This window comes from Endozoicomonas sp. Z74 (assembly GCF_057680865.1).
In genome coordinates this window covers 58,903-73,089 of the sequence record NZ_JBLYZI010000005.1, presented here as the reverse complement: position 1 = coordinate 73,089, position 14,187 = coordinate 58,903, and the positions used below count along the sequence as shown (strand labels likewise).

General features: G+C 48.0%; 7 protein-coding genes. 6 read left to right on the top strand and 1 reads right to left on the bottom strand.

Annotated features, from left to right (window positions below; genetic code table 11):
• Positions 1-101 precede the first annotated feature (101 nt).
• Positions 102-872, top strand: coding sequence for a hypothetical protein (locus ACNRUY_RS02455; protein ID WP_488110050.1), 771 nt, complete (start codon positions 102-104; stop codon positions 870-872).
• 43 nt (positions 873-915) lie between these two features.
• Here ACNRUY_RS02455 and ACNRUY_RS02450 read toward each other — a convergent pair whose 3' ends face one another.
• Positions 916-1,242, bottom strand: a complete 327-nt coding sequence (locus ACNRUY_RS02450; protein WP_488110049.1) for a helix-turn-helix transcriptional regulator — start codon at positions 1,240-1,242, stop codon at positions 916-918.
• Positions 1,243-1,433: 191 nt separating this feature from the next.
• Between ACNRUY_RS02450 and ACNRUY_RS02445 the strand changes: the two genes are divergently transcribed.
• The 5 genes from ACNRUY_RS02445 (at position 1,434) to ACNRUY_RS02425 (ending at position 14,145) form a co-directional block, all read left to right on the top strand.
• On the top strand, positions 1,434-1,613 hold the full coding sequence (locus ACNRUY_RS02445) for a hypothetical protein (protein ID WP_488110048.1): 180 nt from the start codon (positions 1,434-1,436) through the stop codon (positions 1,611-1,613).
• Positions 1,614-2,460: 847 nt separating this feature from the next.
• Positions 2,461-2,955 carry a CinA family protein gene (locus tag ACNRUY_RS02440; protein ID WP_488110047.1) on the top strand — a complete coding sequence of 165 codons (495 nt, stop codon included), beginning with the start codon at positions 2,461-2,463 and terminating at the stop codon, positions 2,953-2,955.
• Between the two features lie 128 nt (positions 2,956-3,083).
• The gene (gene recA, locus ACNRUY_RS02435) at positions 3,084-4,145 is read left to right on the top strand and encodes a recombinase RecA (RefSeq protein ID WP_488110046.1); all 1,062 of its coding nucleotides are present in this window, start codon (positions 3,084-3,086) and stop codon (positions 4,143-4,145) included.
• A gap of 4 nt (positions 4,146-4,149) precedes the next feature.
• A complete protein-coding gene (locus ACNRUY_RS02430) occupies positions 4,150-4,605 on the top strand; it encodes a regulatory protein RecX (protein WP_488110045.1) in 456 nt (151 codons plus the stop codon).
• A gap of 222 nt (positions 4,606-4,827) precedes the next feature.
• Positions 4,828-14,145 carry a tandem-95 repeat protein gene (locus tag ACNRUY_RS02425; protein WP_488110044.1) on the top strand — a complete coding sequence of 3,106 codons (9,318 nt, stop codon included), beginning with the start codon at positions 4,828-4,830 and terminating at the stop codon, positions 14,143-14,145.
• Positions 14,146-14,187 lie beyond the last annotated feature (42 nt).

Here is a 14,187-nt window from a genome sequence, read left to right as displayed (position 1 = left end):
GCTAAAGCAGGCATGGAAAGGCATTGATCGGCAGTATTGTTCGCTACCATGCTTATCTGGCAGGATATCGGCTTCACCCACAACAATAATCGGAAACAGGGATGAAACAGCTATTGATGACCACCCTTAACTGGGTGTTTGGTGTGCTTTTTCTATTGGCGGGTATTTTCTCTTTGTGGACATCGCTCAGTGCAGCTGTCGCAATTCTGATGATGTCAGGGCTTTTGCTTCCCCCGGTAAGAAAGTTTGCATATGAAAAATCAGGTTCTGCAATGCAGACCAAACATCGGGCGTGGTCACTGGTCGGCCTTTTTATATTTTCATCCATATTTCTTGGCCAGGCCATTGACGATGAAAATGAGCGTAAGGCTATTGCCCTTGGTTTCAAAGATGCCTCGGAACATCAGAAAGCATTGAGTGTTGGTTTTGATAATTACCAGGATTACCAAGAGTATCTTGCATACATTCAGAAGCAAAAAACAGCTGCTGCAGAAAAGGAAAAGGAAAAAGAAAGAGCCAGGGCAGAGGAAGAAGCCCGATTGGCGGAGCTGAAGAAACAGCAGGAAGAGAAAGCGTGCCGGGAGAGCATCCAGTGTTGGGGTGACCGACACCTGACCGAAGCCAGTATCCAGTGTGATGACCGGGTAGAGCGTTTCGCCAAATACGACCACGAGTGGACCGACGGTTTTTTTGACGCCAAGTTCAGCCGAGCCATCTGGAGAGACCAGGAGGCAGGCCACGTCAAATACGTGGGGGACAAAATCAAGTTCCAGAATGGATACGGTGCCTGGCAAAACCATATCTACGCCTGCTACTACGACACCACCACCGGCCAGGTGCTGGATGTTGAGGTGTATCCGGGGCGGTTGTGAAGACGGCCCTCGTTTGACAAATGGTCGGGGGAGAGGCGTCCGGCTACCTTCTTCCCTGACTCTCCGTTTCCAGCCGCACCTCAGCCAGCTCAATTATTTTTTTCAGCTCCCGTTCGCGCAGCCGGGACATTAAGTACAGCAGTTTTGACATAGTAACACTTTTATTCTGAACCCCCAGGATCAGCCAGTCCATTGAGAAGCCAAAGGCGCTACCGATCTTTTGAATGTCAGTAAGAGAGGGGTTGATTTTGTTTCTTTCCCATCGGCTCCAGGTGCTCGGGTGAACCTGGACCCGTTGGGCCATGTACGACTGACTCTTTCCTAAATCCAGCCTGGCGAGTCGTAGCCTGCCACCAAAAGTGCGTTTCATGTGAGTGTTGCCTGTCAGAGCAAGTGAACCAAACGCACAAGAATAGCTGAAACCGTTGCAGCTGCAGCACGTTGGTTAGTCATTGGACGACAGAGACTGATTAAAAAAGTCAAATATGGCAGTATAAAAAACAGGGTTATTACTGTATAAATACACAGTATTTTTCAAGGGTAGAAAAAGAAGAGGTAGGCATGGAGCTGGTAGCCATCATAGAAGTAGCCCGCAGCGAGAACCACGAGGCTCTAAGCCTCATCATCCAAGAAGAAGAAAAAGGAGCAAAGCTATGCAGCATTAGGCGCCATATTCTGGCAGTAGACGAACGCCTGTTTGCGGCGTTGAAGAAGGCGGAAGCACTCTCACCTTCCAAATAAGAGTGCATTCCAGGTGATCCACGCAAATAGATCGGTGCCGGGTGTTGACATATCAACACTCGATACCCGGTTATTCCCCCGAAGGGTATTGTATTACCCGGACACCCGGCTCAGTGGCCGTTTGTCCAGCGGGCGACATGAACCCGCAGTGTTGCGCTGTCAGACGCGAGGCGATATGAGCGGGTGCTTATACCGTGGCCGAATAGTACCATTGATCAACATGGCTTTACATTGCGCGCCTGCACAAAATTAAAAAATGTGTGAGTAGAGGGGTGCCTGTATGAACAGCTGGTTAAGCGACATTCGCCATGGGGCATTTTTGGGGCATTTTATACAGCAATTAATAGCCTTTCAGAGCCATGGTACGATTTAATTGATTGTTTTAATTCTTTAATAATCAATAAGTTGTATGAAAAAAGGAGGGTGAGAAAAATAAGCGACACATAATGGGCGTGTGTTTGGATAGGTCGGTATTTGTCATCGAGTTCTATGGATTAAGAAACGGTCTTGATTTCCCGGGTTGCTGTCAGGGCCGGTAGTCCGTCCAGGAGCCTGTTATTCAGGCCCGGACGGAATAGCCCATGAGCCCCATCTCAAATAATCATGAAGACAATGTTACCATGAGCTGGCTGCAGGCCACACAGTAACTTCAGTTGCGGTCAATATTGGTTTTAATCAGGCCCGCCTGCACAGGTTGTGGGATGAGCCTGATTCAGGAAAATGTTGTGTTATCGGTTCAGGCATCTCTCAGCATAGTGGTAGCCTGATAAGAAAGTAACGGCTCTTTTGAATAACGAGTGGTAAGCAAAGTGTGCTGCCTGTTATAACGCAGCCTGGTGGGAATACAATGGATTCAGTATCGGTAAAACACAGTGAACTGCTGGTTCAGGAAATCGCTTCAGTATTGCAGAGGCGGGGGTGGTCTCTGGCCACCGCGGAGTCCTGTACAGGAGGAGCCATTGGCAGGGAGTTGACCGCTGTGCCAGGGAGTTCGCTCTGGTATGAAGGTGGCGTTATCAGTTACTCGAACGATGTTAAAACACGTCTGTTATCCGTGCCAGGGCCTGTTCTCGAAAAGTGTGGTGCAGTGAGTGAGCCTGTCGCCCTTGCAATGGCGGAGGGGGTAAGGAAACTTCTATTGACGGACGTTTCCATTGCGGTGACAGGGATTGCGGGGCCAGGTGGCGGGACACCTGACAAACCGGTGGGTACTGTCTGGATCAGTTGGAGCCTTGCGGATAACTGTATAGCCCGGTGTTTCCATTTCCAGGGAGAGCGCTCCCAGGTTCGGTCTCAGGCGGTGATGGAGGCTTTGAAAGGGCTCTTGAACTTGTTGCAGTGATGATACACTGAGCGCTTTGTGATGAATCGAATAATATACTGGACAAATTTCCAGTACATGTTTAAATATACAGTATCTGTAGTTTCCAAGTTTCCTGATGACGTCAGACACAAATTGAGGGCATAAAAATGGATGACAACCGCAAGAAAGCGCTGGCCGCTGCATTAAGTCAGATTGACCGGCAGTTTGGTAAAGGCGCGGTGATGCGCATGGGAGACCAGAAGCAGGAAGCCATTCCGGCGATTTCCACGGGGTCTTTGCAGTTGGATATCGCCCTCGGAATCGGCGGCTTGCCCAAGGGACGTGTTGTTGAAATTTATGGTCCTGAATCATCTGGTAAGACCACGCTGACCCTGAGCTGTATTGCCCAGGCACAAAAGCAGGGGGCAACCTGTGCCTTTGTGGATGCTGAACATGCCCTTGATCCTCAGTACGCCGGCAAACTGGGGGTTAATGTGGATGACCTTTATGTCTCCCAGCCGGACACCGGTGAGCAGGCGCTTGAGATTACCGATATGCTGGTACGTTCCGGTGCAGTGGATGTCATCGTGGTGGACTCCGTTGCGGCTCTGGTGCCCAAAGCCGAGATTGAAGGTGAGATGGGGGATTCCCACGTAGGTCTCCAGGCCCGCCTGATGTCTCAGGCACTGAGAAAACTGACAGGCTCTATCAAGCAGACCAACTGCATGGTCATCTTCATCAACCAGATTCGAATGAAGATTGGAGTGATGTTTGGTAACCCTGAGACCACAACCGGGGGCAACGCCCTTAAGTTCTACTCCTCCGTCAGACTTGATATTCGCCGCACTGGAGCCGTGAAACAGGGTGATGAGGTGATCGGTAACGAGACCCGTGTGAAGGTGGTTAAAAATAAGGTCTCACCTCCTTTCCGTCAGGCAGAGTTCCAGATTCTCTATGGTCAGGGCATTTATCATATGGGTGAAGTGATTGATCTGGGAGTGAAGCTGAAGCTGGTGGATAAGTCCGGAGCCTGGTATGCCTACAAGGGCAAGAAAATTGGCCAGGGTAAAGCCAATGCGGCTCAGTATTTGACAGACCATCCGGACATTGCGGGTGAAATTGAGAGTCAGATTCGCAAAGAGCTGCTGAGTTCTCCCGAGGAGAAGTCGGATGAACCCGCGGGAGAAGCTGCCAGCCAGTCCAAGCAGGATGAACTGCTGGCTGAGTGACTGAATGCGATCTAATACAGAACAGTTGTCAAAACAAGTGCGCCGGTCAGCAATGGATTTGCTGGCACGGCGTGAGCATACGTTTAAAGAGTTGATGATGAAACTGGCCATGCGCTTTCCTGAAGAGCAAGTCAGAAACGAAGTGGTCAGGCTCAGGGAGGAGGGACTTCAGAGCGATGCGCGGTTTGTTGAAAGTTACGTTTATTCAAAAAGAAATAAAGGGGATGGCCCGATCAGGATAAAGTCTGCGTTGAGGCAAAAAGGGGTTTCTTCCTCATTGATCAGTGACTATCTGGATGAGAATGATGAGAACTGGCTTCATTGTGCCAGAGAGGTTTTCCGCCGTAAATTTGACGGAAAAGTTGCCAGGGATCGCAAGGGGTGGGCGCGACAGTCCCGTTTTTTGGCTCAAAGAGGATTCAGTATGAGCCAGATAAAAAAAACACTCAGTTATCAATAATTTCTGATTGAAATAGGGAGCGTTCGTTTGTGCGGCCCTTTTTTCAATTATTAGCTTCATGTTTATATAACTCTTTTTAGAGCCTGGTTATAGATAAGGCTGGGATGGTTTTATCCTTTTTCTTTGTAGGGATAGAGTATTCGTCTTTTGGCTATTCTTAATTGGTCTGCAATTTAATACTTATTTTCTAAAAAGAATTATTTAAATACAAGGGGTTGTTCGATGAGTGACCAGTCAGGAAACAATCAGAATGTTGGAACGAATTCAGATGATGAACTGATTGGTACATCAGGATCGGATCAATTGATTGGCCTGGGCGGAGATGATGTACTAAATGGTGGTTTGGGAGCGGATGAATATGATGGTGGTGAGGGGAATGACCGGTATGTTTTGAGTGATGTGGACTCAATTGAAACGCTACACTTTCGCTCCGATGATAGCCAGCAGGATATTCTTGATGTAAGCCGTCTTCTTCCAAATGAGGGTGTTGACTCTAATAATCTGAAACAATTTATAAAAATTAATTCGTCCGGTGTTTATTTGGATTCATCAGGGTCGGGTCAATTTTCTTCTGATAGTCAGATTGCAAGATTTTCTTCAAATAATCCTCCATTTAATTCCATTGTTGCTGTGCAAATAGCAGATACTTCGATAATTCAATTTGACTGGACATTAACAGCCGATGCACCGTTGCTGGATAGTGCAAATGACTTGCTGCAAGAAAATAATGAGCTGAATGAAGTTGCTGGTACCTATCAGGCAGATGTAATCCAGGGGACAGGGGGAGCTGATTTTATTTATGGTGGCCATGGGAATGATGTTATTGATGGAGGTGCAGGATCTGATTTATCTGTAGGGGGGGCAGGAGCTGATACATATGTCCTTTCGGATAGCGAAGGTGTAGATACTTTTGATTTTATATCGACCCTCCATGAAAAGGATATTTTGGATATCAGTAAAATTTTACCATCAGCAGCTAATGCCAGTAATATTGGGTTATATGTAAAGATAACTTCACAAGGTGTTTATTTTAACAGTGATGGCAGTGGATTGTTTCCTGATGATAGTTTAATTGCCCTCTTTGCTGATAGCAGTATTCTTTCAAATGAACTGGTCTCCTTGAAAATTAACGATAATGATATTCTCGATTTCAAGGTGGATTTTCGTGCAGGAGTTCGTTTGGATGATGGTGAGAACTACCGATCCACTGAAGATCTGAGTGCCAATCTTTACAAATACGACCCTTATAATGATGGCTCTCCGGCAAGGGGTATTCTGGCCAGTAAGGCGGGAGAGAAATACAGTCTCGCTCTTGATGAGCACAACCTGAATGAGGCTTTTGGGGGGGAGGGGGATGAACATCTTGATGCGAGCGGTGTTGCTAATCATTCCTCTGATGCAGCCAATGCTGTCAGGCTATTTGGCCGCAGTGGTGACGACACACTGATAGGAAATGACCTGGGTGGTTTGCTGGATGGTGGTGCCGGGCATGACCGTATTGAAGCAGGTTTGGGGCGTAACCTGATTATTGGAGGGGAAGGACAGGATGAAATTGCTCTGACCTTTGAGCAGTCCAGCGATCTGGAAGACAAAAAATCGGACCTGCTTTATGACTTTACCAGCCAGGAGGGGCACCGGGATACTCTGGATTTAAGTGGCGTCCTGCCGGCACAGGCAACCAGCGATAATATTGCTTCCTACGTGAAATTTACTGATAGCGGTATATTTATTGATCTGGATGGTAATGGTCGTTTTTACCTTGAAAACCAGCTTGCACGGTTTGGTGAGCGGGTCGATGTCGACAACTTCTTTAAACTGCGTCTTCCTGATGGGGAAATCATTCTTTTTAATGCCGGTACAGACTCACCGGTTCAGGGGGCGGAAACGTCTGATGAACTTAATGCCGGTGAAGGCAGTGATTATCTTTATGGGGAAGCCGGTGATGATGTGCTCGATGGTGACAAGCTGGCCAGTTCACGCAGTGCCGATTTTCTGTATGGCGGTGAAGGCAATGACACTATCTATGCGGATAACCTCGATTTGACTGAGGGGGTAATTGATGGTGGTGCCGGTTTTGACAAGGTTGATTTCGATCGGGATGCTGGTGCAGTCTCTTTTGATTTGAAAGCGGCCTCGGTAGAAAGTGTTCTGGGGTCTGATGGCGCGGACCTGCTGGATGGTTCGGGTTTTACCGAAAGCACCGGGTTTCACCATCTGACCGGTGAAGCTCAGGATGAGGCGCAGCATCTCGACCTGTATGGCCGGGGTGGTGATGATGTCATAACGGGTGGGGTCGGAAATGACTATCTGGATGGTGGTGCCGGGGATGATGTCCTGTCTGGTGGGCAGGGACGTGATTTTATGGCCGGTGAAGCAGGTAACGACACTTTTGTTCTTGCTGATGATAATGAAGTGGATTTGCTGTGGGATTACAACACCGATACCGAGCAGGACGTTCTTGATGTATCCGCTTTTCTGCCCAATGATTTCAATTCCGATGACCTTGAGAGTTACCTGTTAGTCAGCGATGAGTTTGTTTATTTAGATAAAACCGGGCAAGGCGTATTCACGGAGAATGAGATTATTGCCAGGCTGGGTGGTAATGCAGCCGTTTCAGACAGTATTCAGGTGGATGTCGGGGGGGCAATTGTCACTGTGCAATCTAACAGAGCTCCTGAAATCAGTGATGAGGTTATCAGCAAAACCACCCAGGAAGACACATCCATCACATTGACTCAGGCGGAGTTGCTGGCCAATGTCTCTGATATTGATGGTGATGATTTAACGGCAACCAATGTGCAGGTGGAGGGGGCATCTGTCGTTCACAATGGGGATGGCAGTTATACGGTGACACCGGATAATGATTTCAATGGGGATCTGGTTATTCGTTATGAGCTAACTGATGGCAAGTTAACGGTTCCCACTGAGCTGAATTTAAGCGTTACCGCTGTCAATGATTTGCCAATACTGTCTTCCGAGATTGTTCTAACTACTCAGGAAGATGAAAGTCTGCTAATCCGTGCTTCTGATATTCTCAGCAATGCCAGTGATATTGATGGTGATACCCTGTCGGTGACCAACCTGGTATCCGCAAATGGCAATAGCACGGTTATCAATAATAATGATGGTACATTCACTTTGTACCCAGATGATCACTTTCAGGGAATAGATGGTCTGGAGATTACCGTCAGTGATGGAACCGATTCGGCGGTATTTACAGCAGAGGTTGAAGTGACAGGGGTTTCCGACGCCCCTATGCTGTCACTGAATATGTCAACCACGCCCATTCATCAGTTCACTGTGACCCAGGGAAGTTGGCAGAACCCTTCAGTATGGGGATGGGCAACGGATAATACACAAGGCAGTGGTCTGGTGGAGGTGAATCAGTCAGCCAGTGTGTATGGTGTGGCGGGAAGTGATAAAGGTACGGTACTGGAGTTGGAAGGTTACGGTGGTGATGCCGGGAATCTCTATAAAAACCTCCCTGTTTCAGCAGGGGATACCTTTGTGATTGAAGTGGATATGTCAGGTCGCAATGGCTTGTCACCGCAATCCAATCATGTACAACTGTTTTTTGAGGGGCAGCAGGTTGATAGCCTGATGCCTGAAGTGGGATTCCAGACCTATAAGTACACACTGACGGCCACGGAAGACAATCCCCGGTTTGAGTTTCAGGTGCCATTCAATGATGGTGCCGGAGCCTTGATTGATAGTGTACGCGTTTTCTCCGCCGATATTATTGGTGACGAGGACACTGCCATAGCGGTGGATATTTCCGCCGCTCTGTCCGGGGCAGGAGAGTCCGAAACCCTGGATCTCAGCCTGGACAACCTGCCCAGTGGGGCAGTGGTTTCAGATGGCAACAACAGCGTCAATGTCAATTCCCCGGGGCATGTGGATATTACAGGTTGGGATTTATCAAATCTTACGGTGACCCCGCCACAGAATTACGTGGGCAATATCAATGTTACAGCCACAGCCACTTCAGTACTGGAGGGGGTCCGTGGTGCCAGTTCTACCATTCATATTCCCCTGGTTGTGAATCAGGTCAATGACGCTGCTGTTGCTGGTGACGTTACTATTGATGGCAGGCAGGGGAGGTCGTTGTCGTTTACCAACGCGGATTTGTTGGCCGGTGCCACGGATCTCGAAGGTGATGAACTGACCATTCAAAATGTTCGATATCACTACCCCGATGGAGATGAGACTCCTGGCAATATCACTTTTGGAGCTTCCGCTGATACGGCTTCTGTTGTCACGCTTGATTCCACGTTAGGTGAGATGAATGCGTTCTCTGTTGAGTTTGAGTATACCTCTACGGGAGGGCATACCGGATCGATAGAAAACATATTCAGCGCTGCTACATCCGCGTCCGACAATATGTTCAATATTTATGTAGACAACGCCACGGGGGCGCTTGTTCTGGATCTTGGCAATGAATCATCCGGGCAAATTACGGGTGTTAATTTGCATGATAAAAATTCCCACAACATTACCGTCACCTGGGAGGGTGATTCCGGCACTCTGACTATTTTTGACAACGGCACTCTGATACAAAGCAGCATTTTTCAGCAGGGGATGACGATTCCTCCTGGTGGACTGTTTATGCTGGGACAGGAGCAGGATACCTATGGCGGTGGACTGGAGGCTTCCCAGTCCGTGACCAATGCCAAACTTGGCCACTTTTCGTTAGCTTATGATGCTGTCGCTGCTGATGAGATTACTGCCGGAAACAGCGTGGCGGATGTGGCCTCAAGCCTTGCCGTTGACCTCAGGGTCATCAATGGTGAACTGGTGGATAAGGCTGGAAACTTCACCCCTTCGGTCGCTGGTGATATCACGCTTCCACCCAATACGGGTGAGCTGGTGACTTATGGCAGTATCGAATTTGGCAGCTCATCCGATACTTCATCGAAAGTCTTGCTCAATGACCGGCTGGACAGCATGACGACCTTTTCTGTGGAGTTTGAATACACTTCTACGGGGAGCCACAGCGGTGGCATTGAAAATATCTTCAGTGCTGCAACGTCCAGCAGCCAGAATAATATGTTTAATATTTATGGACTGAACTCCAATGGATCATTATCCCTTGATCTTGGCAATAACGCTTCCCTGAATATTCCTGAAGTCAATATTATGGATGGTGAAAAACACACCATTACTCTGACATGGGACAGCACTACCGGTGAATTTAAAACTTACGACAATAACACTCTGGTGGCGACAGATACCATTCAACAGGGGCTGACAATTCCTGCTGGTGGTTATTTTATGTTGGGGCAGGAGCAGGATACCTATGGAGGAGGCCTGGATGCATCCCAGTCGGTGACCAATGCCAAAATTGGGCATTTCAGTTTTGGCTATGACCTGGTTTCCCAGACGGATATCGAAGGGGGGATAAGTGTTTCAGAAGCGTCAACGGATTTAGCCGTTGACTTAAGAGTGGAAAATGGTCAGCTGGTTGATAAAGCCGGTAATTTTACACCCTCTGTGACAGGTGATGTGACCTTGACCGAGGGTGAGCACTATGTGTTTAAGTCAGCCTCAGACACGCTGGGAGATGTGCCGGTAGCATTTGAGATATTTGATGGTACTGTTGCTTCCGCTGGAACTGCAGACCTTTTCTTCCGTTATAACAATGCACCTACTGTTACCGCATTTACCGTCCAGACGGATGAGGATTCCAGCCATGTTATAAACAGCGCTGATCTGCTGGCTGGTGCCAGTGACCACGATGGTGACACTTTGTCTGTCACCTCCGTTGAGGTACTCAATGGAACAGGTACCGTCATTGATAATGGTGATGGCTCCTTTATTTTTACCCCTAATGAGCATCTGGGGGATGCCACGGCTTATCTGCAATACACCGTCAGTGATGGAGTAAAAGAGGCGACGGGTATTTACAATGTGGAAATTGGTGCGGTTGTGGATACGCCTGACTTAAGTGTTTCTCCTGTTCTTTCAGAAGATTTCAGTGACTTTTCTGTCGGGAGCCTTGATGGGCAGCAGGGCTGGAATGTAGAGCTGCTTAATAAGGATACCCCCATTGTGATAGAGGAGTCCGCTGGATATGGTGGGGGGAAGGCCATGACCTACAGCAATGCCCATGGTGGCATTGCCGGTGCCTCATTTATTGATACGCAAAATGAACTGATTCCAGACTTGGAGAATGTTAAGCGTTTTACTCTCAGCGTTGATTTGAAAAAAAGCTATTGGGGGTCAACCTTTGGCATCGGAGGGGATCTTGATGATGACGGTATTGTATTAGCTGAGGAGTCGGCCAGTAGTGGCATCAAGTTTGCCTTTGGATCTTATAATAATCAGTACTTGAATGTTTACCTTGCTGACGGCTCTGTGGTGAGTGCCAATACCGGAACGGATGGTGGATGGTATCGTTTCCGCTGGGAGATTGATCTGACGGCCAATAATGGTGAGGGTTCTGGCACATTACAATACTCAAGCCTGGAGGGGGGCGATACATCCTGGCAGTCATTACCCGCACTCACTGATATGAACCTTGGACTTGATCCCACGGCCTCTGATGCGAAAAACCCACTGAACTGGGATACGTTATTTACAAGGTTTAATGCCGCGGGCATTGCTCTGGGGAATATTGAAATAGAAGTCACTGAGCCATTTATCACCCTCAGGGAAGGCTCAGAATATGAGTTGGACCTCCATGCGACGCTGGTGGATACCGATGGTTCAGAAACATTATCTCTGGTGCTGGATGGTATGCCAGAAGGCACTGTACTGACGGATGGCAGCAGTAGCCATACCGTCACAGCAGATGCCCTTTCTGTGGATATCAATGGCTGGAATATCGCCTCGTTATCCATTGCTCCGCCAGAGGATTACAACGGCCAGTTTGTAATGGATATAAAGGCGATAGCTTCAGAGGCTGGGGGGGAGTCTTCAGAAACGATCAGGCAGATAGCGTTCAATGTACTGGCTAATGCTGCACCTGAAACGACTGATGCCCACTTTGACCTCGAAGAAGATGGCTACCATATCTTCTCTGCTTCAGAATTTGGCTTTACCGATGCCAATGCCGAAGATAGCCTGCAGTCAGTAAAAATTACCCGCCTCCCTGCCCAGGGGCGTTTAACTTATGAGGGAATTCTTGTCACAGAAAACCAGGAAATTCCTGCAGACAGGCTTTACGACCTGCGGTTTACCCCGGCCGCCAATGCCAGTGGTGACGGCTATGCAGATATTGGGTTTACGGTCAGTGATGGTGAGCTGGAAAGTGCAGAGGGTACTTTAAGCTTCGATGTTTCAGCAGTGAATGATGCCCCCACTGCCATGGATAGACATATAGAGCTTGCTAAAAATGCGGTTCATCAGTTTACCGCATCCCAGTTTGGTGTGTGGGACAAAGAGAGTGGCACGGAAAATCTTGAAGTAACGATTACGGGAATTAATGGCAGTGGTGTGCTTTACAAGCTTGCTTCAGGAAATGATGAAGGGAGAGCGACCACTACCCTGAACGGGAAGGAATATTACGAGGTAACTTCGGGAGACTCATTCAGTAGGGCAGAGTTGGGTGAATTGGCGTTTATGGGCGGAACAGAAACCGACAATGCCACGGATGCCAGTATTGAATTTAAAGTGGCTGATGCTGAAGGCCTGGAAAGTCAATCGTATCAAATCAGTTTTGACCTGTTGAACAGGGCTCCAGAAACCAGCGATGCGAATGTTGATGCTGTCGAGAACACTGTGCATTCCCTGACTGCGGCTGATTTCCCGGTAACGGAGCTTGATGGTGATAACTATACCGTAACCATTGACAATATTGAGGGTTCTGGAAAACTTGTGCTTACCGCACCGGTAGCCGACGTCTTGCTGGCAATGGGGGCTAATGCCAGCATTGAGAGTGAAACCATTGAAACGGAAATCTTTTTTGAAGATTTTGAAGGAGGTCCTGCTGGGCTCACTGATATTAATCTCTGGGATTGGACGACATCAACCCCCAGCCAGCACATGGAAGTCAATGCGGAGTCCGTTTACCTGGGAAGTGATGCAACAGGAGATCATGGCCAGGTGGTTGAGCTGGAAACCTACGCTAACTCAACCTGGGCTGGCATTATGCGAAATGCTGATGGTATCGAAATAGGAGATACCTTTACCCTGAGCTTTGATGCAGCTGCACGGGCAGGTGCTACCGGGGATGATGGTATTAGTGTTCGCGTTCAAAAATCAGATGGTTTCCACCAGTACCATGTTGAGCCAACGGATGGCCAAGGATGGCAAAATTATGAGTTTACCTTTGTGTCTGATGTGGCTAATCCAACGATTATCTTTAATTCCCACTCCGACGATGGTGCCGGAGGGATTATGGATAATATCCGTGTGGTGAAGACAGAAGAAATTCACTCCATTGATGATCAACCTGACAGTGAAATAGATGTAGTAGGCGCTCAACTTTTAGGCGTGGATTTGGTCTCTGATCCTGATCAAGGCGAAGTGATGTATTTCAACGCCACGACAGACGTTGTGAAATTTAACACTCCCGTTGAGATAGGGAATACCTGGACAATCAGTGTTAACTTTAAGGATTTGTATTTAAATGGTGTGCCAAACACCCTGACACGCGGACCCGGTGGTGATCATCATATTTTAATTAACCCCGCCAATAACCAGTTGTCCGTTTATGACAACTATGGGGGTACCGGCTGGCATGATACCGGGTTTGTCATTACCGGCTATGACGATAACCGTTGGCACAACATTACCGCTACTGGTCAGAACGGTGAAACGCACTTCTATCTTGATGGTGACTATGTTGGTAGCAGTGATTTCCAGGTAACCTTGCCTATCGATGATATTGGTAACCTTGATGGCTCAGATAATAACAGTGGTGATAATCAGATGTTTGCCAGTTACCTGTCTGATTTCAAGGTGTTGAATCAGGCGTTAAGCCCCATGAATGTGAAAGCGCTTGTTCATGACGGCTATGAAATTCAACCGGGGGATACACTAACCACTGCACAGCTGGATGCTGTCAGCTTTGAACCGGATGCAGATGCCAGTGGCGCTGGCCTTGTCAGCGTTCAATACCATGCAACGGATGAAGACGGGTTGTCCGGTAATACATCAACAATGACGTTTGATGTGGGTAGTGAACATGTTTCAACTGAAGGTCTTGGTCAGTTGGTGGGTGGAACCGCAGATGATACTTTCTTTATCAGCCATGATGGAGTAACCGCAACCGGTGGTGAGGGAGCTGACTCATTCACCTTTACTGCGCCGGGTACCACTGATAACCCTGCAGAGCTGACGATTACAGATTTCAGTACGGATGACGGTGATACTCTGCATATAGGTGATTTGCTGTCAGAGAATGGCGCACTGGATGATTATTTGAGCCTGAATTTTGAAAACGGTGACACCACTCTGGAGATCAGCTCAGAAGCCAATGGGGAGGCGACCCACAAAATAAAACTGGAAGGCCAGGATTTATCCTCCTACGGAGGGGGAGCCACTGATTCTGAAATCATCAATAACCTTCTGAATGACGGCAATATTGATCTTGATTGATTTTACTGGCGATTGCATTGTACATTTTTTATGACCATGCAT